Source organism: Bradyrhizobium sp. USDA 4502, assembly GCF_054063355.1.
Window position 1 is genome coordinate 706,277 of record NZ_JBSSGF010000001.1, and the last position, 21,220, is coordinate 727,496.

The following is a 21,220-nucleotide window of genomic DNA, read 5'->3' on the forward strand; positions in this document are numbered from 1 at the left end:
GCAGGCTCGAGCAGAGTAGCGCGAAGCTGGTTGCGGTCAGCGCGAGGAGGCTACCGGAGACAAGGTCATGATTGCCCATGAATCACCCTCGAATGCCATCTAAGAAGAGATCGGAGCGGCAGCTCGTCACTTTGAGCTTCGCAAGCAAATTATGCGACTTTTGGTTGCGCCATTTCTGCGTTGTCCGGGTGACGCTGCATTTTTGCGGCGTCATTCAGCCTTACTTTGTTGAAGTTCGGCACAAGAAAAGCGGAGAAATGCGCCTTGGGCAAAGCTGACGCTCCTAACCCAAGAAAGTGTCTGTCTGCCGGACCAGCTCGATGACGCGGCCAAAGTGCTTGAGATGTACGGCCGGCCGACTACGAAGCCACCGAAGTTGCAGTAAGCGTGAGTTTTGAAAAAGAGTGTACAAAAGCCCGAACCTTTCGTCGCTTTCGCCGGAAATCTCCCCACGATTGTCGCTTTCTCGGTCCGACGCTCTCGCCGATTTTCGCGAGAGCAATGTACAGAGCGTCGATGTTGGGTACCGTTTTTTCGTGTGATGCGTGTCGATTGCTGTCGTCCGGCCCAACCAACCCGCAAGCTGGCTCACTTGATGGGGCGAAGTGGCCGGCTACGGAGTGCCTTTGGCGGGTTTGCGATCTCCGCTCCCATTTCGCCGGCCGCGCACTCGGTCGTGTCGTCGTTCGAGCGTACCGAGCCGAACGGCCTTTCCAGCATGCGACGGACCCGTACCGGCGCAGGGCCGACGTGGAACTGAATGGCCCGCTGCTCTAATGTGCGTTCCGACCGCGTCGAGCGGTTCCGCGAGCGCAAGTAGTCGAGCCAGGTCGGGAAGTGATAGCGCTCGGTCCACAATTCCGGATCGGCAATATCCCGCGCGATCGACCAGCCGTAGGCGCCGTTGCGCTGGCGCGACAATTGCACGTCTTGCATCACATTATGAAAAGCTCTCGCATTCTCCTGTGCGACTCGGTATTCGATCTCGACGACGAGCGGGCCGCTGCGTCCGGTCAAGGCGAGTCGTACCTCGGGATCGGCGAGCGGCTCAGGCTCCTCACCCCGCGCGCCGATACGGGGCATAGGCAGCCAATGGCCGATGAGTGGTGAGGCGAGCATCAGGGCGGCCGACACCAGCAGCGCGGTTTCGACCCCGGCCGCGTCGGTCAGACGGCCCCAACCCCAGCTGCCGACGGCAATCCCGCCTGAGCTCGCCGCCTGATAAGCTGCAAGCGAGCGTCCGGCCACCCAGCGCGGCGCCGACAACTGCACTCCAATGTTGAATACCGCCCACACCATCATCCACACGGCTCCCGCCAGGACGAGTGCTGCTGCGGTCAACACCGGTTCGCGGCTGAGCCCAACCGCAGCCATCGCCGCGCCCATGGACAACGCACAGGCGCGGATCGCCGCCTCGCCGCTCAACCGCCGGCGTAGTTCGGTGATATTCAATGCGCCGACCACCGCACCCAGACCAAAAGCGCCAAGCATGATGCCGTAGGTCTGGGCGTCGCCATGCAAGAGATCGCGTGCTACCAACGGCATTAGAGCGGTGATTGCACCGCCAACGATGCCGGTCACCAGACTGCGGGCCAGCACAATCTTGATCGACGGTGAATTGCTTATATAGCGTATGCCAGACACCATCGCCCGGCTCAATCTTTCAGGCGGTAGGCGCGCGGGCGCGCTGATACGTTTCCAGAGCAACAACGCGATAATCAGCGGCAGATAGAGCAACGTATTGAGCGCGAATGCCGCCACTGCACCCGCAGTTGCCACCACGACCCCGCCGATTGCCGGACCTACGCTCCGCGCAATGTTGTAGCTGATGCCGTTCAGCGCGATGGCCGCAGGCAGCTGTGCTTCCAGCGGAACTTGTTCACTGACCGACGATTGCCAGGCCGGCCCCATCAGCGCCATACCACTGCCGACAACGAGGCATAGCATCAGCAAGAGGTTTGGCGTGGCCAAGCCAAGCCAGGCGACTAACGTCAACCCGGTCGCCCCGGCAAGCGCCAATCCAAGGGAGGCCAGCGCCACGATACGGCGGTCATACATATCCGCGATCGCCCCGGCTGGCATCGATATCAGCATCACTGGCAGTAAGAGTGCAGTCTGCACCAACGCGACCTTGTCAGCCGACGACGTCATTTGCGTCATGGCCCAGGCGGCACCAACGCCTTGAATCAGGATACCGATATTAGACAAGAGGCTCGCAAGCCAGATGCGCCTGAAGGTCGCGTGCCGCAGCGGGGCCGTGATGCCGTCGGCACTATGCGTCTGGGCTTTGGATGAATCGGTCATATCAACTCATGATGATCTACCATGATTTGATCTTGGTAGGGATCACAAGGATGTTCCTGTCGCGATATCGCTTTCAGATCCTGACGTGGCTGTGAGATGCTTCGATCGCGCTTGATTGAAAGTGATCGACTGCTTCCGTCGCCTTGCGCCTCATAGCAAAGGCAGCGCAAAGCCGGAATGGTCTCCATCACCGGCGTGATATCTGCAATCTCCAATCGCAGTAGAATCGCCGTTCCAATCGTGCCGCAGTGGACGCTAACGATCGGATGGTCTAAAGGCTGCCCCATACCTATTCGCCCCAGCGCACTGCTTGCATGGTGTTAGATTGGGTGGGCTCGCCGGCAGCTGCAAACTTTGTACGAATCGGACAAAAGCGCGAGATCTCTAAGCGCGAAACGATTTGCGTCGCGAGAAGCTGAACGGTCGAAACTCGATCTCGCCGACCTTCTCAATGTCTCCACACCGCTGCGCAGTGATTGACCGAGATTATTATCGCTTGCCAGCTGGTTTCGCGTCAGTGTGGAGCATTGGAGGCCATCGGTAGGAGTATCAGGTTCTGGATCGAGCCTCTGTGCGCGTATTTCGCGCAGTACGTGGGACAAGATTTCCAACCGCAGCGCCGCTGTGGCCCTGGTTTGGGAGCGGTTACGCGCTGCAAAGCGGACGTGTGTATTGTTTGTGTAGCCAGCTCAAGCACATTCGGTTCAATGTCTACTTGAACGCGCGGGCATTCTGATTCTCCTCTTCAGCCTGTTTGTGTGAAGAGTGTCAGGATAGGCCGCCGACTTCGCTAAACTTTCGCGTGGCGCGACATCGCCCGACGCCCTGGCGAAAGCGATTGTTGATCTATGCAAGGGCAGAGGATAGGCACCGAAAGCCCGCCGGAGCGGGGCCATTTGTCCTGCAATGCATAAAGCGCGCATTCGTTATTGGTGCGTAAATTATGTGCATGATGGATCATCGTGCACCTGCGCGATGCAGGGCATTCGGGCAGCAACATACGTTCGTGCCGCATCCCGCGATCCGACGATTGTCGTCTTCTGCAGAGCTTCTCTTACTTGCCGGCCGTCGCTTTGAGCCGACTAATGATCCTTCTGGGACCTGGCCGGCGCGCAGTATCACGGCCTCGATTTCATCGGGCCGCCGACGAGCACGTATGCCATTCAACCGTCGGTTCGCTGGAAGAATATTGTCACCGCCCTCACAGGAGGCGCGAACGATGATCGCGTCGGCGCCGCACAAAACCTCCGGCCGCAGCGCGCGACCGGAGGTTTTGCCGATGAGGGGGCGCGTTATTGCCGCTTGCCGGCGCAACGCTGTTTGCGGAGCCGCCGGCTGTCCCTTTGTGCGCGGGGCCCCTCCCAACCTCCCCGCTACCTCCAAGGCGCTTGGCTCGAGATCGACTACAAGCGCCTGCTCGAGGAGTATCGGAGGCAGGGCCCGTTGCTGCGGGCCTTCCATTACACGGCGATTGCTGAGGATCAGGAGTATTCGTCGATCCGGCCGCTCATCGACTGGCTGGACTATAACGGCTACACCGTCATCACCAAGGCAACCAAGGAGTTCCTCGACGCCAGCGGTCGGCGTAAGGTGAAGGGTAACACGAACATCGCGCTGGCGGTCGATGCCACGGAACTCGCCGAGCATATCGACCGGATGGTCTTATTCTCTGCTGACGGCGACTTCAGTTCGTTGGTTGAAGCGGTGCAGCGCCGCGGCGTCAGTCATCTCCACCATTGCGATCCAGCCGCCGATGATCGCAGACGAGCTTCGCCGGCAGGCGGACGACTTTATTGAACTAGCGCAGCTGAGGCCGAAGCTGGGGCGCTCAACCGAACGGCTCGGGCACGACAGGTGCCGGCAAGCGAGAGGCAGCCAGCGCGGAATAGCGCATGCGGTGATGAGTCCAGGCTGACGGCAAGCGGCCGTGATGCCGAGCGGCGCGTCGGCTCCATCCGACGGCGCGACCATCTCACGATGACTTTCTCCTGACGGCGCTCCTCACGCCTCTTCATGTTGTTTGTGGATGCCGATGCCATCCTCTCGCAACGCCGGCATCGGCGGCGCTTGTTGCGGCCTAACGCGCTGTTCTCGGCAGCACGCCTTCCCGCATCCTCAGATGGGACTGAAGATGGCGTCGGCCGCGTCCTGCACCGGCTGCCCCGCTGCGCTGGACCAGTGGTCGGATTGCCGTAGTTCACTCCCAAGCCTCATCAAGCTGCACTGCAGCCAGAGTCTTTCCTGCTTCTCGTGCCTGCTACGCCGAAACAGTGTTTCGGCATATGCGCGCATGCGGAATCGGTAAAGCAGTCGGTAGAAATGACAGGCCATGTGCTGCTCCTGGTCCATTTCGCCAACGAGGCGCTTTTGATCGCATCATTTATGTTCACTGAGCGCGGTGTTTGAATGCAATTTGGTCTCAGGTGACGCTTGAAAGCGGCCTTGCAGCGTCGATTTTGGTGGATTTCATCCCACGGATAGCGGTTCACGACACAAAGCCGCAGTCAGCAAATTCGATCTCCGCCATGGAGATCCATACTTGAGCTAGAGTTAGAAGCGATGGACAAGCAGGCATGTGACGAAGATCAAGTCGATCTCGTGCCGCACTTGGTGTCATTTATACGATCAAGTCGCCGTCTCAGTTGCCCCGAGAACTCGTGCAAGCCACGATAAAAGCATCCAGCAGGCTTTGAAGACTTTCGACCGCTACCAACAACCTATCCGATTCTTCGCGTTCTGTTGCGCCGAGTGCATAGGATTCGCGTAGGCGCCTGGCGTGGTTCACGTTTTCGCGGCCGTTCGCGGCTCGCTTTCCGGCAAACTCTAGCTGCGCGGGGTCATGACGGAGCTTGTCCAACTCGCCGAGCAACAACTTCGTGACCGTCTGTCGCTCATGGTGGGTGAGGATCAGTGCTGTAGAGCACGCTGAGATAGCGATCGATGTTGGCACGCGCGACGTACCTGTACATGTCGCCGGTCTCCTATGTCCGGGACGGACCTCACGTGAGGGATTATTGTACCGCCTAGTGGCATGGAGCACTATCAATTGTTACTACTTGAGCCCGCCATTGCGGAACGGCTCGACTATTCGCGTCCGATAACCATGACGCGGACGGTTCAGGACGTACTCTTGTGGTCCACTTTGAGCACGTCGACGGTGATAGCAATGTGCATTCGTCCGTTTCGTACAAGGCTCGCACCCGTTTTCCGGACGACGCACATCCGGCCAAGTTCGGGTGTGGTTTGGTCCACGATGAATTTGGCTATTCGCATATCACTTTGTGCGCGGCTGCCGCGACGCGCGCCGAGGAGATCAGTGATTTGGCGCGCCGAAGTTGGGTATCGTCTCGCGAGCCCCGGGGTCCGCAGCGTGCGCTTATGATACGATTCGATCACACTCGCCGAGCGAACGTACGCTCGTCCGCTCTGTACGAAGTTTGCGCACGCATGAGGACGCGCGATCTGCCAACATAGCGACGCGAGGGCGGGATGGTTCGCATCGTACCTGGTTCACTCTCTCGGCGGAACGTTTGGAAGGGGGCTTTTAGGTGCGGGCAATTGGGGCGCAGATGTCTCCGCGTGAGGTATCAAGGTGAGTAGCGTCGGCGTCACCGGCATGGGCGAGCGTGTCGAGGATTGCGTCGGCATGCTCGTCCTGCTTGCTCATTCACGTTATGGGACGAGTCAAGGGCGTGCGATTGATGGCGCCGCTGAGCGATCCTGGTGCCTTGATCGCGACGGTTAGAAGCGAGAGGCAGCCGAGCATGAGGCTTGTTCGCCGAACGGGGGTCCTATTACCGATGGACTGGAAGGCGCCCTGCCTCTTCGGCCGGTGCGCTTAGATTGGCTTGCAGATCCGTCGCTCCCCGGTGAGACAATCCGAGATCTGTGCCACGAAGGCTCGATTGATCGCGCCCTGCTGCAGGCGTTAGGATAATTGGTCAATGAATACGCCGCTTAATGGTTATGTCGCAGCCCTAGAAGCCTTGAAAGAAGATGATCGGCTGCGCGGCCTCAAGCCCCGCACAGGGACCGATTTTGCTTCAAACGATTATCTGGCGCTGGCAAGCGCGCCTCGTATGAAGAAAGCCCTGTGCACCGCGCTCGATGCCGGCACGCCGATCGGAGCTGGCGGGTCACGGCTCCTGCGCGGTAATTGTGAGGAGCACGAAGCTCTTGAAGCGGAGGCGGCGCGGTTCTTCCGAACGCAGACGGCGCTGTTCTTCGGCGGCGGTTACATCGCAAATTTTGCTGTTCTAACGACGTTGCCGCAGCAGGGCGATTTGCTTGTTCTCGATTCGCTCGTACATGCCAGCATTCATGAAGGCGCACGAGCGGGCCGAGCCGAGTTCCGGATAAGCACACATAATGACCTCCAGTCGATCGAAGACAGGATTGGCGACTGGCGAGCCAGGGGCGGCAAGGGGCGCGTCTGGATCGTGGTGGAGAGCCTCTATAGTATGGACGGAGACTTCGCGCCGCTTAAAGATCTGGTCGCAATCGCCGAGCGCTACGAGGCGTTCCTGGTTGTGGACGAGGCTCATGCCACAGGTGTTTACGGCGAGCAGGGACGGGGGCTCACCGCGCCCTATGAGGGGCGCGAAAATCTTTTGGTAATCCACACCTGCGGCAAGGCGCTGGGCGCGGCGGGCGCGCTTGTCACGGCTTCCGGCGTATTGCGCGACTTCATGATCAATCGGTGCCGTCCATTCATTTTCGCCACCGCGCCATCCCCCCTAATGGCCGTCGCGGTACGAGAGGCGATCTTAATCCTGCAGGAGGAGCCTGAGCGGCAACGACGTCTAATCGATCTGGTCAACTTTACACATCGGCAGCTCGTTGTGTGCGGTCGCGCGAGTTCTTCGAACTCACAGATTATTCCTTATGTTGTGGGCGACAACGCTCGCACGATGCGGCTCGCCTCTGCACTCCAGGCGCGTGGCTTTGATATCCGTGGGATACGGCCGCCAACGGTGCCTGTGGGAACGGCACGGTTGCGGATTTCGCTGACACTTAACGTCGGGCAGGATGATGTATCCGACATGATCGATGCGTTGGTCGAAGAGACCTGGGGCGTGCAATGCGGCCGCGCAAGATGATTACGGGATCGGCAAAACGGTCTTCAAAAGTCCGCGCCGACGCACGCAGATGCTCCTTTTTGAACGGAGCTCTTCGGAAATCAAATTGACAAGGCTCAGCTACGCGGCGCTACCAGCGCTCTTTGGATGGCATTCTCAAGACGTTCATCGATTCTTGAGTGCCAGGCTCGAGGCGTGTCATCGAAGGTGCAGAGGACTGTTCTGCGTTCCAGTCGGTAATCGCAATTGTCGCGTGCGAAAAGTTCCGGTTTATTGCGGATGCAAGGTATGGTCTTAAAGCGGATCCAGCGATGCTTCGTTTCCAAGACTGGCACTCGCTTCGTTGGTTGATGCAGGAGAGACAGTCCGATGCCGTCGCGAGCAACAGTGTTCCTTACATCAGCCGGATGGGCAGCCGTCGCGGTCGTAATTCTGCTATATGTGATTTTCAGCCCCAGCTGAGCCGGGGACCCTGAACGGGCCGATCTGTTTCGATGCCATGACGGATGATCCGGCGAGGCTATTTTGAGGGTTGTCCCCTCGCCGAGAGTAGCGCTTAGATCCCAACATCCGTTGCCGCGCATCTGCGGCTTCAGTCAACTGTTGGCTATGGCGTTAACCGAAGGCATGGAACTGTCGGTCACGACAGGAAATTATGTTGGTGCTGGCTGCGCGTTGCCAACATAAGTAGGTAGAGTACGAGGAGGATAAAGAGCTCGCGCATACAAAAAGATATTCCGAAATTGTATGTCAATTGTGGAGCGGATCACATCCGGTGCATTTATCGATGGACGAGCGAATTTCGCGGACTCAACCGAAGCAGCGTTAGGCATTCAAACGGCTGCGAAGGTGCCAGGGTCAGTTCAGCAGATCGACCTTGCCGGTGTCGAGCCGGTACAGACCACCGATTACCTTTAGTCTGTTCTGCTCAACTGCCGCGTTCAGAACCGGGCCTGCCGATTTAAGTTTATCGACGTTATCGACTACGTTCTGCCGGATGGCATTGGCGAACGCATCACCGGTTTGCTGGTGGGATTCCCGTACCGCAGGCGCAAGCGCAGCGACGAGCGATGGAATATGTCCCGGCGCCGGCTTTTCGTCGTTGAGCGACTTGATCGTGGCGTCTATCGCGCCGCAACGATCGTGCCCGAGTACCAAGATCAATGGCGTGTTCAGCACAGCGACCGCGTATTCCATACTGGCGAGGGTGTCATCGTTGGCAAAATTGCCGGCGAGGCGGCAGACAAACAGGTCACCAAGCCCGCTGTCGAAGGCAAGTTCAGGCGCTATGCGAGAATCGGCGCAGCTCAGAACCGCCGCATATGGATTTTGTCCATCGACTAAAGCCTGACGCTCGCGCTTGAAATCGCCGCCTAGTGATGTGCCCTGGACAAACCGGTCATTACCTTCGACTAGCCGCCTCAGCGCAGCATCCGGCGTGAGCATATTATCCGGCTTGGGTGGCCTTTTTGCTTCCTTCGCGTCAACTATGTTGTCGCCAAGCCGCATGCCAACCGCCGAAAACGCCAACAGCGACAGCAAAAGTGACCGGCGCGAAGGCTTTATCGTGAGCGCGCAAGATATATTCGGGGAATGGTCGGCATGCATGTGTGTCGCCTTATCGCGCGGCTTTACGCCATCCCGTGGCTTCAGCCTCCGCTTCGCTGCAGAGCCAGCGTTCACCCTGCTTCTTCGTCATGTCGATTTGTCCGTAACCGAATTGCCCGGGCAAGTGATAGATGCGCTCGCCGTTGCCGCCCACAGTGCCTTTTATCAGACACTCGGGTGAGGGCGGGTCCGATGCCAAAGCGGGTCCGAGCAGGAGCTCCTGGGCATCGGTCGGTACCGAGCTCGCGCCAATGATGATCGTTCCATTGTTGCGGTGACGCCAGTCCCAAGGCGTGATGAACGCCCCCGACCATAGGCCGGCATAGGCATGGCTCGCCACAACCTCATAGACGGCGTAGATATGGATATTTCGACCCCATGATAGTGCCCAACCCGAGCGTACCATCCACGCGTTCACGTCCTCGCCTGCGATGAAGCAGCTCCCGAGTGACCTGCCGTACTCATCTCGCCCGGTGGTATGACAATCCCACGTTCGTCCGTTCGAATGCTTGATAAGCTCATCGCGAGCAGCGATGCCGCAAGCCCATTTCTGACCGTGGGCGTCGAGGCAAATCTGATCCGTCTCTGGCGCGTCGATGCCCGAGAGCCGAATTTTAGTTTGCTCGATCTCAATCGTATTGCCGTCGACGATGCGCGGAGGGCCGCTGAGTTTCGCTGCGCAAGCCGGAGATGTGATGACAGCGAGCAATGCAGCCATCATTGCGCGGTGTTTCATCCCGACGGCCTTTCTCTCTTGGTCCATCCGTTCAACACCACGTGCAATCCGGCGTCGCTACATTCGCCTGCTTGATCGCACCATGTCTGCTATTTGGCCTGTGTTGCATCGTTCGGCGTTGGTTGGTGAAATCTTGGTTGTGATTTCCAACCTACGCCCTGACGTGACGTGAGGTTCAAGCGATTTCTTCCAGGATAAGTGTTGCGGTATGCCGGCCTCGACCGTCTCTCTCAGTAGGCGCGCACCGCAAAGGGCTTGACCCCAGCAGGAAAGTCATCGGCGGAGCGTTGAACTCGCCCGGCGTCGGTGTAGTCGAAAAGCCAACCGAGTTGCTCCCGGAAAGCGAATGCCATCAAAGCAAATGAACCTGGCTTACAGCGCGTTCGCGGTCACTCTCTTTGCGGCCCACGATCTATCGACTTGGATCCGCGCTGGCATCTGTTCACGCAACATGCGCTTCAAGATGAAGATCGCGCTTGGCGATGGTGCTCATCTCCACACCGCGGATGGTCGCCATATCATCGATGCAATCTTACAGAAGTTGCCAATAGCTTATCGCTTGCGGACCAGCTCGAGATCGGTTCGCGGAAAGTTGTCACCCTTGTGCAGCAGTGGCGCGCGATAGGTCTTGGCGCAGGCATAGGCGAAACAATCGCCAAGATGTCGCCCCTTTCCGAACCGACCGAACGCCATAGCGGCGGTCAATATCATGCCGTCGGCAATCGCGCACACGCGGATGGATGCGGCGTCGAGAAATTCCCGCACTGCGGCCTCCGCTTCCGGCGCACCCCATGCGTTGACGCGCGTGAGAGCACAGACCGTTTCATATACTGCGATGGCTGAGGCGAACGGCGCCTTGGCGTCGGCAATTGCCATGACGAGCTCAGCCGCGTCCGGTTCGCGCAGCAAGATCGCGACCAGGGCTGAGGCATCGATCATCATCAGACATCACCGGACAGATCGTCGAAAAACGCCTTGTCGGCGGTCAGACCGGTTTTGGGAGCGCTGGCGATGCGATCGAGCAGCGGTTGCAGCCGGTCCCAGAGCGGCGTCTTTAGGCGCTCACGCTGAATTTCATGTTCGCGAGCGTCGCGAATGCAATCGAGGATCGGCTTGCCTTTGAGTGCGGCGAGTTCGCGAATGATTCGGTCGGTCTCGCGGTCCTTAACGTTGTAGGCCATGGGTAGCTCTGTTCGGGTATATTGGTATCCATGCCTTAGGTACCTGAGCAGGCGTATTTCCAGGCTGGGCTCAAGTATTTGATATTACGACGTTATCTCATAAAGTGATGGCGGCAGGGACGCCAAGTAGCAGGTCCTCGAGCTCAGCCGGGTCTTCGAAAGTCCCGCCATTGGAACGAGGCGGATACGTAGACTGCGGTGAAGCTCTCGACAGTACGTTCTCAGGACGTTATATTCGAACATAAACAGAACGACCGCCCACCGCCAATTGTACCCTCCGGTCCCTCGCGTCATAATTCAATAGGAATTTCAATATATTAGCTTGTTCCGATCTGGCTCGGGCATGTTCGATTGATGGAGCTTCTGATTGGCATTGTTTCGCCATTTGCACGACGACGCGTTCCTGGCCTTTTCGCGGGACCACAAACATCTCTACGCGGCATGTCTGCTGGATCTTCATGAGCGCTTCTTCTCGGGCGCGCCCGCTTTCCCTGCGCCGCAGCAGGTCGTTCACGCGATCTACGACGTCATGCGGGCCAACCCCGCCTTGTGGGACGACGGCGACGATTTCGGCGCGCTGCCTGAAATGATCTCAGCGCGGCGCCGCCGCATCCGCAAGGTCGACGTCGCACTCACATCCGAGAAGGGAGACAAGGCGCTCGGCCTGGCGCGCCAACTTTACACGCGGCTCGTCGCATGGGGATGGCTCGAGGAGGAGGAGTACGGACTTCGGGTGACCGTGGACATGGCCATGGGACCCCTGCTGGTGATCCAGCGTCTGGCGAGCCTCAATAAGGACCTCTCCCAGCGGTTCGGCGGCTTGATCGTGCAAATCCGCCTTAATCTGGAAGCCATTGAAAAGCTCACACCCGAGATTACCGACCGCAAGCAACGCGAGGCCGCACTCGCCGTCCGCGAGGCGCGCAATCAGGCCGATCAATTCACCAAGAGCCTGCGGGCCATTTTGGCCGACCTCAAGCGTATCCGACGGACGGTCATGGAATCGAAGACCGTGGGCACCCGCCTGGAAGCCTTTTTTGAGGAGTTCGTCGACCAGCTGCTGCTGAAGGATTTCGAGTCCATCCTCACCGTCAACCATCCGTACCGCTTTCGCGACGCGATCGTGGATCTTGCTCGCAGAATTTCCTACACGTCCGAGACGATGCAGGTGCTGGCCGAGGAATACGTCGCAGCAAGCATGGCGTCCGATCTCGAAGAGGGCCGGATGGCTGCGGCTGACGATTTGTTGGCCATCGAAAGCATCTTCGAGCAGATCGGCGAGATGTTCGATCGGATCGAGACCTTCCGCAGACAGCTCGAGGCACGTGTTCGAAATACTATCAAGTACGCGGAGCGTGGAACACAGGGACTCGTCGGGCGCGCCGGCGACCTGGTGCGGCGGCTCGACGCTCTGCTCCGCAAGGGCAGGCACGCCGAGGCAACCGTCGAATGGAACGTTGAGCCACTGCGGTCGCCCTGGTCTGAACACCATCAGGCGCCGACTAGACAGCCGCGCCGTCCTGTCGAGGCAAGAGAACTCGCCGGGCCGCCGTCGGATCCGCTCTACGAACTGCGGAAGCAGCTTCGCCTAGAGTACATCGCTCGCATCGCGCCGCGTCCCGAGGACGTCAAAAGATTCCTCGAGGGGCAGGTTCCTCCGTTCGCGACCAAGGAGGCGCGCTTCATGCAGATCGGCACCGTTGACGATTTCCTCGCCTTCGACTGCGCCCGACGTTATGCGCTAACCGGCGACGTGCCGGCGCAGATCGCGGCTGGCTTCGATCTGGAGCCAAGCCCCGACACGCCTCCGCACGATAGCGAGTGGCTCAGGTGCGCGAACTTCGTGGTCAGACGATCGGGTACGACGGCGAAAGGCAGAGCAGTCCATGCTTAGCGAATTTGACAACATCGAGCGCTCCGCCGGCGCGGAGAAGGCGGCCGATCTTCGGAAGGCGTTGCATTTCTTGCTGCGACGACAATTCGTGTTCGCCGGGGACCCTCGTACCGGGACGGTCTACAGCACGATGATGGATGGCCGCTTCCGCGACGTGGTCGACGGCTTCTTCGACAGTTGCGGTTATCGCGTCCATCGCGATCCGGAGGCGCAGTGGGCAGGGATCGTCGCGATGGACGAGGACGTGCCGCTGCCCCGGATAAAGCTCGACGAAACCATCGTTATGCTCGTGCTGGCCGCGTACTGGCAGCAGGAAGTGAACGTCGGGGCTGTCGAGGACCGAGCCGTGGTCGTCGCGACGCTGAACGACCTTTTCGATCGGTACCGGGAGATGGCGCAGCATAGTGGGGGCGGCGCCATCTCCGCAGCCCGCTTCCGCGACATTCTGCGTGAGGCCGCCCAGCGTAGTCTCGTCGAGATCGGTGACTTCGACGACGAACAGCAGGACTGGGAGGTCAGGATCCGGCCGATGATCAAGCTGATCAGCGGCGGTGATGCGCTCCAAAGGCTCGAGCGCTACGTCAAAAGCGAGGAAGCCCGCTTTCCGCAGGTCGCGGGAGATGACGCATGATGCAACTGCGCCACCTGACTATGGTGAACTGGCACCTATTCGATGTTGCCGACATCGAAGTGACCGCTCACGTGGGCGTGCTAGGTGAGAACCGCTCCGGCAAATCGACGATCCTCGATATGGCGCAGGTCGTCCTCACCGGTGGCAACCGACGCTTCCTGCGCCTGAACGCGGTTGCCGGCGACGGCGGAAGATCGCGCGGCAGCTCGAAGCGCAGCGTCGTCGACTACTGCCTCGGCACGCTCGGCGAGGATCAGCGCCGGCGCGACGAGGCGCGCACCTACATCGCGCTCGGTTTTGAAGACACGGACGGAGCGCGGCCTTCCGTCACCATCGGCATGGCGCTCGAAGCCCGGAAGTCCGACAGTAGAGAGACCGTGCTCGCGCTGTTCATCGCGGTCGGCGCGGTGCTCACGTCCAATGACTTCATCGAACAGCGTGGAAAGGCACTATTTCCAGCGCAATGGGAGGACGCGCGCGCCCGAATCATCTCCGCCGTCGGCGAAGGTAATTTCGTCAATCACCGCGATCGGGCGAGCGATTATGTCCGCGAGTATATGCGCCATCTCCTGCCGCACTCGCCGTATGGCGAACAGAACGCCAACGCGCTGCAGAAATCGATCGTCAACGCCATGACGCTCGACCACAACCAGACAGCCACGCAGTTCGTGCGGAACTACATCCTTGAGGACAGCCCGATCGGTATCAAGGAACTGCGCGAGTCGATTCAGACCTACCGCAACATTAGCGACACGATCCGGAAGATGCGCCTCAAGCTGGAGGCACTGAAGGAACTGAAGGTGATTCTGACGGCGCTGGAAGAGGCACTGGAGACCAAGTTCCGCGAGCAGTGGATTGGCAAGCGCGCGGAGTGGCTTGCCGCCCGCGCGATCAACCGTGACTTCAGGGTGAGGCTCCGGCTCGCGAGCGCGCAGCGCGATGCCGCGGGCGGCGAACTGAAATTCTTGAATGAAGACATCAGAGCGATCGACGATGAGCTGCAACGGCTTACCGAGGCCATCGCCGAACACGACGCCAAGACTGGCAGGAAGTCGCTGCAGCAGACCGCCGCGGTGGCGGAGCAGTCCGCGCAACGCGCTGCAGCTGATTTCAAGGCGCGCATCGACACCATCCGGCGCCTGCAACCGTTGTGTGCCATGGGCGGGCGCGGCTTCGACGATTTCATTCCGGCCGTGGACCGGCTGCTTGCCGCTGTAGGTGCCGCCTCGGTTGGGGCCGTTTCCGACGAACTGGTTGCGGCCGAAAACGCCCTGACAATCTTGGGAGGGCAACGACTCGCGAAGATCGACGAAGCGCGTCAGGAGGTCATCGCAAAAGCCTCGCAGTTACATACCCAGCGCGATGACTTGCTGGAGCGGGTCCGGCAGCACGCCTCGGGAGGGGCGCGCGCGCACCTTGAGCCGGACACCGAGCGCTTATGTCTCCGGCTTCGTCAAAAAGGCATGGCGCCACGCGTCTTGTGCGAACTGATCGAGGTCGCCGAGCCGGGTTGGACGGGTGCCGCTGAAGCGCTTCTTGGCCGCGATCGGGATGCGGTGTTCGTCGACAGGCCGCATATCGGCGATGCGACCGCGATCTTCAAGGAAGGGCGGCGCGAGTTCCGGCGCACGTCCCTGGTGAGCCTTAACAAGCTGGAGCAATTCAGGGCCAAGCCGGAGCCAGGAACGTTTCCTTCGATCTTCCGCACGGAGGATCCGGACGCGCTGTCGTTTATCATGCGCCGGTATGGCTCCGTGCGCCTTGCGGACACCCTGGACCAGTTCAACAGGCCGGGCCGCGCCATCATGAAGGACGGCCTCTACGACGATGGCCTGGTCCGCACCCATCGATCAATCGAGCCTTCGGAGCACAAGATCGGCAAGGCTGCCCAGGCGAACGCGTTGCGCGCGCTGCACGAGCAGGCGGACGAGCTGGAAGTATCGCTACGCCAGGCCGCGAAGGAAGCCGAGATCGCTGACGGCGCGTTCATGGCGCTGAAAGCCCTGTGCGACGCGCCCGCGGGCGATCTGAAGACCTGCGCTGCGGCCTTCGCCGCAGTGCAGGCTAAGATGGCAGATGCTCAAGCGAAGCTCGCGGCTCTGGACGACGCCGGCGACGGCGGTCTTCGCCAGAAAAAACGTGCCCAGCAGCAACTGAAGGACCGAAGGATCGCCGAGCGCGAGACTCAGCAGACTGCCTTCAACAAACACGACGGCGACGTCCGGGCGGCGAAGAGTAGGCTCGGTGACGGCGAAAACGTACCCGGCTCCGAGCTCAATCTGAAGATCGCTTGGTCGCTTTTCGTCAAGAATCTGCCCCTCTACTCTGCGTCAAAAGGCCGGCCGATATATCGGGCGCGCCTTGATGCCCGCGCTCACAAGAACGAGGCCGACCGGCATCGCAGCATGGCTGAGAAGGCCGTCAAGGACGCCGACGCGGCGAACGACGAGCGCGGTCGGATCGAACGGCAGGTGCGCGAGTTCTTGGACGGCTATTTCGACGATTTCGGCGTCAGCTCCCAGATCGGCATCGAGAGCGAGCCTCTTCAGGAGGTCAAGCCATGGATGGCGCAGTTAATCGAGGAGATAGAGTCCAACGAATTGCGGCAGTACGAACGTCAGGCGCGTGACGCGGCCGAGAAAGCGTCCATGTTACTGCGAGGTGAGTTCATTAATGCGCTCTCGGCTCGGATCGGAAAGATGGAGCGGGAGCTCCAGTCGCTGAACCGCAGCCTCTACGCGCACCCCTTCCACAATGAACGATACTCCTTTCACCGTACCCAGGTGGTGGAATTTCAGCCGATCCTGAAGATCATCGAGATCGGCAAGACCTCTCCCGAGGCGCTCGACATGCTCTTCCGCGGAGACGTATCGGATGACTTCCCCCACAAGGACACGATCCTGGCACTCGAAGCGCTGCTCGAAGATCCCGACAAGGATTTCACCCAGTTCGAGGATTACAGAAATTTCTACACCTTCGAGATCCACATGGAAGACGTCGGTACCGGCCGCTCGACCCGTTGGGAGCAGCGCCGTGGCACCGGATCAGGTGCTGAACAACAGGTTCCAATTTACGTCGCCATCGGCGCCTCGCTTGCGGCCGTCTACGGCAGTGCCGAGCGTCGCGCCGGCAAGCCGGCCGGCTTCGCGCTTGCGATGTTCGACGAGGTCTTCTCGAAAATGGACGGCAAGAACCAGCGCCAGATGATGAGCTTCTATAAGAATCTCGGCCTGCAGTTTGTGATTGCCGCGCCTTTCGAGAAGCGGGTCGCGGTGCTAGAGCATATGGACACCATCGTGGAGGTCGATCGCATCGGCGAGCAGTCGAGGGCAACGGTCGTCTCGTTGAAGGAAAAGGCCAAGCGCGAACTGCGTGCGATCGATCCGGACCTGATGACCGCCGACGACCTTGCCGCACGTCTGGCCGCCGAGTAGCCATGGTGCGTCGTTTCAGTGAGGCGAACGGACTACTGAACGATCTGCTGGATCGCTACGAAGGTGGGACCGCCAACCCCATCGCACATCCCGACTATGACGCATTTCCCAACGTGGTGGCTGCGGACGTCTTCCTGAGGCAGATCGCGCGGGCCGAGGCGGTCGGCGCCGTTAGTCTCGCAAGGGGACGCGGAACCAGGCGGGATCAGATTGTGCACGTCAGACTTCAAACCGCGGACGCGCTCTACCACTATCTCGGACGCGTTCCGGCCGCTCAGATCGCCCAAGAGGCTGGTAGGCGCCTCTGTGCGGACATCGCGCTGGATTGGCGCTTGGTGGAAGCGGCTGCCGCGATAGCGGAAACTTGGGGGCGAGCCAAGAGCTGGCACGGGTTCGCCTCATCCGATGTGGACAAGCTCCGCGACGCCTTCGCCCTCGCCCAAGCAATTCTGGAGAATAGGCATTTGGATGTCGATTATCGGACCTTCTCGCGAAGAACGGTCGGCGATAGCAAAGCCCTCGAACGCATCGAAGGCGCGGTCGTCCGACTTCTTGGCGGAATCCTCGAGCTCCCGCCCGGAGCGCGGCCCCGCGAGGCGCTGCGCACGCTCGGATTGGAGCGCTTCGCGCCACCGCTTCTCATCGCCGGAAGGATCGATCTCGATGGCGCCGATTTGTCCCAGATTTCTCCACGCTATCTAGGCATCCCGCCCAAGGAGGCGGATCGCATCCGATTCCGGCGGCCACCAGCCTACCTTCTCACCATCGAAAATTTCGCGAGCTTCAACAGACATGTCGCCGAAGCCGATCCAGATCGAGAGGGAGTGACGATGTACGTGGGCGGATACCCCTCTCTCGCCACCCAGCAGGCGCTGCGCGCGATTACGCAAATGGTGTCTGGAAACACGCCGATCTTCCACTGGTCAGACATTGATCCGGATGGGACGTGGATATTCCACACGATCGAGCGCGCAGTCGGACGTCCGATTCGACCCCACCTCATGAGTGTCGAAATCGCCGAAAGATCGGGGCAGGTGCCGCTGAGGAAGGCCGCTCCGGCGCGGTGTCCACCAGACTCCGGTATTGCGGTGCTCGCGGCCTATTTAGCAGGGGACGGAGCAAAGACGCTTGAGCAAGAGGAGCTCAATCCCGTCTTACCGGATCCTACCGCTCCGCCGTGAGCGTCGGTAAAAACCAAGAGCGGTCGATATCATGGAATCGAGCACTGTCAATTCCTCCTGCAAGGTGTTCGAAAGTGGGATACTCTCTGTGGTCGGTGACGACCTTGGCGATCTTCGAGCGCATAACCACACGGCCACGCTCACCGACTGCGTGGCGGCCGTCGAACAAGAAATAAGATGGCCCCGTCGCCTTGGTGCCGCGAAATATTTCGCCGGCGCTCGTCCGTGATTTGTTCGCTATCATTTCTCAACAGCTTGCGACGTCTAGCGCTCCACCAACTGTGTTCCGCTCAACCTCCACCGGTATTGTGGGCACCGTCACGACCTGTTTGGTCGCGGACGTGATCTTGCTGAATTGCTTGTGCGCAACGGTCTTGCGTTGAACTGGCCCGAATAGTCGGAGGGCAGATACCATGAGGCTCAGCACGAGGTGCGCGTGGCCCAGGGTAGCTGGGAGGGTAGCTATGTCAAGCCGATGGCTTGATCGTGCATGCGCCGCCTGGTTGGACGAATTCCCATCCCAGGCGCCAGCCAGTGCGAGGCATCAATCCACGACATGCGTCATCGCACTCGAGCAGCTTACCCTGGTGCGGTTTGGGCGACTCATTACGCATCGTTCTCAAGCACCTCACTGCACAATGGGAACGAAATGGTTGCAGCCAGCCGTGAATTGCCGGTCTCTTGTTACGGGCTTGAAGTGGACGGCCGACTCGAAGCCGAGTTTACAACGAGAGACGGCGCCCGGGCGGGTAGGGAAGAATTAAAGAAGCGCTTTCCCATGCTTCAGATCAGGATTCATGACGCGCAGACGAATGCGCCCGAGGAAATCTAGATCCTCCGTCTCAAGTCTACGGTCCATCCATTGCGCACGGCTGCGGAGCTCCTCGCCGGGGGTACTCGGGAAAGGCGCCCGCCGCCATCAAGAATGCCGGCGTCGCTATCACTGCCCCGTTCCCGGGTACCCATTTAACCGGTCTCGTCGCTGCACTCGGTCCCGCGTGCCGCCTTCGGCGTCGCTATGCTCACGCTCCTGCGGGTGCCATTTTCCGTTGAAGCGATGCGCTGCGCGCACGCCTGCTGGGCGAAGTCCGCTGCAGAATGGGATTTCGAGCTGGCCTCGTCGTAGATTGGCGTCCGCGCACTGCGTATGTGCGGGGAAGGCTAAATCGGTTCTCGTAAGCCGGCACGTGGTCGTCTGATCATAGCATCGATTTTCTCGCACAATGGGCCGCGAGCAACAGTGCTGTGTGCCTTTTCCTGTGACAAGCTGCGAGAGAGGCTGCCGGTCTGTTGCAAAGACAGAACAGCACACGTCAACGTTTCCGAGCGTGTTTGCTTTGGCCGCTACTCAGAGGCGCTCAGCGTCAAGGAGCTGCGCCGCGATCTTGCTCTGTGCGATCATTGGCCGAGGCCTTTCGCGCCCTCTCTATTGTTTCTCGTTCATTTGGCTCTATGCGATCGAACCAAGAGCCTGCAGGAAAGGCTGCGATACGTTTGGCAAAAAAAGATTGAGGCTCCCAATCTTGTCCTTCGCTTTTCTCGAAAGCGATGACGCCGTTGTGAGTAAAATAATGGGGCCCTGGGATCTTGCAGTTCACCAAAAGCAGAACGCGCCAAAGATCACCCTTTTTCGTCGGTTTGTCCTTCGGTTTCGCCACGTAATCCACCGCAACGGGCTCAATGATATGGCACCGGCCGTGCCGCAGTAGATTGCCGAGCTTGCCTTGTGCGGTCGTTACGAAGTTGAAGTTAACAGGATCGTGCAGAAAGCGAAGATTTGCGTCCCTTTCGCCATCGGTGACCTCACTGGCGATCAATGAGAGCGCAAAGGCGCGCCAGCCAAATTCAATCGGCTTGGCATATGGCGATGCAAGTTTGATCGTTCCGTCGGTCGCGATCTTCCAAGTGATTGCGTACTGTTCGTCTGATTTGTTGTCTTGATGCCTGGTCCAGGAAAAGTACACATACTCTGTTCGGTCAATTCCTTCAGCGACTCCCCACGACCGAGGGACGAAGTGAGCCACCTTCGAGACCTTGGAGATGATTTGTTCTATAGTCTCGCCGTCTTGCGCTCGCCACGTTGACTTGACCCTTTCGACAAGCGCGCTGTCATTGGCGCGAACGTTGCTGTTTGTCGCTGCCAGCCCGGCCAGGCAGATCAGCGATCGACCGAGACAGAACCAAAGCACGCGCGTTCCAGACATTCTCTTCATTGCGGCCGGCCCATCTGGTTCTCATGCACGCGTCAATTCCAAAGCGGACAATCTTCGACGTGCTCTACGAGATCGCTAGAAGTTAGCGGCAACGTGACGCGAGCACCTGCTGATGTCCCGCGCAAGCAGGCGCTGTCCCTCGATGTCACGCGCCGCTAACTTCAGTGGTCAGCCAAAGCTTCAACTTGCAATGCTGGACCAGCCCAGGAGGAGAAGCCTGGGCAAGCGAGGACTTGCATTCTTCGTGCCAGGCAATAGCAGGCAGTTCGCACCAGATTTGTGCCGCCTTTGTCGACTTTCCGACCTGCGCACCTTATTTATGTTGCCATTAAGCCTATTCGCAGCGACTTTCGTGGCTCATTCCTGTCACGCACTGGATCTTCGAGCAGCGCAGTTTTGAAAGCCTTGCTGCCAGGAGCCAGACGACAATTGGGTGCAGGTTTGCCGCCACCGAACCGGTGTGGTCCGGGGTCGTTGCCGCTGCTGCCAAGGTCGAGAGTGCCTCAGCCGGTTGTGCTTGGCGCTTTATGGCCAATAACGAGGCGAAGCCGCCCATCAGCGGCGAGCGATTTGGAATTGGCGCTCGCAAGTTCAAAAGTCAGGCAGACGATGGGACGATGGCATTCGCCGCTCGCGTGATGGCCCGCTATCGTGACCGGCGTCTATCTGTTCGTCGCCGTAGTCAACATTGGAGGAGCTGCGCTTCCATGCAGTCGTATCGACCGGGCAAGAAGGCCAAGCCTCGGGTTGAGCTAGCTTCGGCTTGAACTGCTCAAAACGTTCGAGAACATCTGTCTGACCGCCGGGTTCATAAGTGGCCTTGCTATCCAGCCGAACAGGCCGACCGCAAAGACGGCAGCAGCAAAGACGCTGAGGGCACTCCAAACAGCCATTTTCATTGCGAGCTACTCTTTTCGTTAGTGATTCACTATGCTTGCTTTTCGCAGTATCGCCAAAAAC

12 protein-coding genes and 1 pseudogene are annotated in these 21,220 nt (G+C 59.5%); 7 read left to right on the top strand and 6 right to left on the bottom strand.

The window, feature by feature from the left end:
- Positions 1–588: 588 nt before the first annotated feature.
- Entirely contained in the window at positions 589–2,304 is a 1,716-nt protein-coding gene (locus ACVW1B_RS03225; RefSeq protein ID WP_253587735.1) for an MFS transporter, read from the bottom strand.
- Between the two features lie 1,294 nt (positions 2,305–3,598).
- Here ACVW1B_RS03225 and ACVW1B_RS03230 point away from each other — a divergent pair.
- Both ACVW1B_RS03230 and ACVW1B_RS03235 read left to right on the top strand, forming a co-directional pair.
- Positions 3,599–4,219, top strand: a pseudogene (locus ACVW1B_RS03230) (LabA-like NYN domain-containing protein).
- Between the two features lie 2,029 nt (positions 4,220–6,248).
- Positions 6,249–7,403, top strand: coding sequence for an 8-amino-7-oxononanoate synthase (locus ACVW1B_RS03235; protein ID WP_253603370.1), 1,155 nt, complete (start codon positions 6,249–6,251; stop codon positions 7,401–7,403).
- Between the two features lie 837 nt (positions 7,404–8,240).
- Here ACVW1B_RS03235 and ACVW1B_RS03240 read toward each other — a convergent pair.
- The 4 genes from ACVW1B_RS03240 to ACVW1B_RS03255 form a co-directional block, all read right to left on the bottom strand.
- Positions 8,241–8,990 (bottom strand): carbonic anhydrase, encoded by a 750-nt coding sequence (locus tag ACVW1B_RS03240; RefSeq protein WP_069276050.1) that lies wholly within the window; start codon positions 8,988–8,990, stop codon positions 8,241–8,243.
- A gap of 10 nt (positions 8,991–9,000) precedes the next feature.
- Positions 9,001–9,753, bottom strand: a complete 753-nt coding sequence (locus ACVW1B_RS03245) for a thermonuclease family protein (RefSeq protein ID WP_069276049.1) — start codon at positions 9,751–9,753, stop codon at positions 9,001–9,003.
- 525 nt (positions 9,754–10,278) lie between these two features.
- Positions 10,279–10,668 (bottom strand): type II toxin-antitoxin system VapC family toxin, encoded by a 390-nt coding sequence (locus ACVW1B_RS03250; protein WP_253587733.1) that lies wholly within the window; start codon positions 10,666–10,668, stop codon positions 10,279–10,281.
- Positions 10,668–10,907 carry a type II toxin-antitoxin system VapB family antitoxin gene (locus tag ACVW1B_RS03255; protein ID WP_253587732.1) on the bottom strand — a complete coding sequence of 80 codons (240 nt, stop codon included), beginning with the start codon at positions 10,905–10,907 and terminating at the stop codon, positions 10,668–10,670. The genes ACVW1B_RS03250 and ACVW1B_RS03255 overlap by 1 nt, the downstream gene beginning before the upstream one ends.
- A gap of 367 nt (positions 10,908–11,274) precedes the next feature.
- On the opposite strand from ACVW1B_RS03255, the gene ACVW1B_RS03260 reads away from it, so the two are divergent.
- The 5 genes from ACVW1B_RS03260 to ACVW1B_RS03280 all read left to right on the top strand — a co-directional run bounded on the left by ACVW1B_RS03260 (position 11,275) and on the right by ACVW1B_RS03280 (position 18,879).
- Complete coding sequence (locus tag ACVW1B_RS03260) at positions 11,275–12,801, top strand: Wadjet anti-phage system protein JetA family protein (protein WP_253587731.1); 1,527 nt, start codon at positions 11,275–11,277, stop codon at positions 12,799–12,801.
- The gene (locus ACVW1B_RS03265) at positions 12,794–13,432 is read left to right on the top strand and encodes a DUF4194 domain-containing protein (protein ID WP_253587730.1); all 639 of its coding nucleotides are present in this window, start codon (positions 12,794–12,796) and stop codon (positions 13,430–13,432) included. Before ACVW1B_RS03260 ends, ACVW1B_RS03265 begins: the two co-directional genes overlap by 8 nt.
- Complete coding sequence (locus tag ACVW1B_RS03270) at positions 13,429–16,866, top strand: SbcC/MukB-like Walker B domain-containing protein (RefSeq protein ID WP_253587729.1); 3,438 nt, start codon at positions 13,429–13,431, stop codon at positions 16,864–16,866. The genes ACVW1B_RS03265 and ACVW1B_RS03270 overlap by 4 nt, the downstream gene beginning before the upstream one ends.
- 2 nt (positions 16,867–16,868) lie before the next feature.
- Positions 16,869–18,047, top strand: coding sequence for a Wadjet anti-phage system protein JetD domain-containing protein (locus tag ACVW1B_RS03275; RefSeq protein WP_253587728.1), 1,179 nt, complete (start codon positions 16,869–16,871; stop codon positions 18,045–18,047).
- 649 nt (positions 18,048–18,696) lie between these two features.
- Complete coding sequence (locus ACVW1B_RS03280; RefSeq protein ID WP_253587727.1) at positions 18,697–18,879, top strand: hypothetical protein; 183 nt, start codon at positions 18,697–18,699, stop codon at positions 18,877–18,879.
- A gap of 532 nt (positions 18,880–19,411) precedes the next feature.
- Here the strand turns inward: ACVW1B_RS03280 and ACVW1B_RS03285 are convergent.
- Positions 19,412–20,260 carry a nodulate formation efficiency C protein gene (locus ACVW1B_RS03285; protein WP_253603368.1) on the bottom strand — a complete coding sequence of 283 codons (849 nt, stop codon included), beginning with the start codon at positions 20,258–20,260 and terminating at the stop codon, positions 19,412–19,414.
- Positions 20,261–21,220: the final 960 nt, after the last annotated feature.

Excerpts from the sequence above, each read along its gene's own strand:
- ACVW1B_RS03225 (WP_253587735.1), bottom strand. The coding sequence starts at position 2,304 with ATGACCGATTCATCCAAAGCCCAGACGCATAGTGCCGACGGCATCACG.
- ACVW1B_RS03235 (WP_253603370.1), top strand. The coding sequence starts at position 6,249 with ATGAATACGCCGCTTAATGGTTATGTCGCAGCCCTAGAAGCCTTGAAA.
- ACVW1B_RS03240 (WP_069276050.1), bottom strand. The coding sequence starts at position 8,990 with ATGCATGCCGACCATTCCCCGAATATATCTTGCGCGCTCACGATAAAG.
- ACVW1B_RS03245 (WP_069276049.1), bottom strand. The coding sequence starts at position 9,753 with ATGGACCAAGAGAGAAAGGCCGTCGGGATGAAACACCGCGCAATGATG.
- ACVW1B_RS03250 (WP_253587733.1), bottom strand. The coding sequence starts at position 10,668 with ATGATGATCGATGCCTCAGCCCTGGTCGCGATCTTGCTGCGCGAACCG.
- ACVW1B_RS03255 (WP_253587732.1), bottom strand. The coding sequence starts at position 10,907 with ATGGCCTACAACGTTAAGGACCGCGAGACCGACCGAATCATTCGCGAA.
- ACVW1B_RS03265 (WP_253587730.1), top strand. The coding sequence starts at position 12,794 with ATGCTTAGCGAATTTGACAACATCGAGCGCTCCGCCGGCGCGGAGAAG.
- ACVW1B_RS03270 (WP_253587729.1), top strand. The coding sequence starts at position 13,429 with ATGATGCAACTGCGCCACCTGACTATGGTGAACTGGCACCTATTCGAT.
- ACVW1B_RS03275 (WP_253587728.1), top strand. The coding sequence starts at position 16,869 with ATGGTGCGTCGTTTCAGTGAGGCGAACGGACTACTGAACGATCTGCTG.
- ACVW1B_RS03280 (WP_253587727.1), top strand. The coding sequence starts at position 18,697 with ATGGTTGCAGCCAGCCGTGAATTGCCGGTCTCTTGTTACGGGCTTGAA.
- ACVW1B_RS03285 (WP_253603368.1), bottom strand. The coding sequence starts at position 20,260 with ATGAAGAGAATGTCTGGAACGCGCGTGCTTTGGTTCTGTCTCGGTCGA.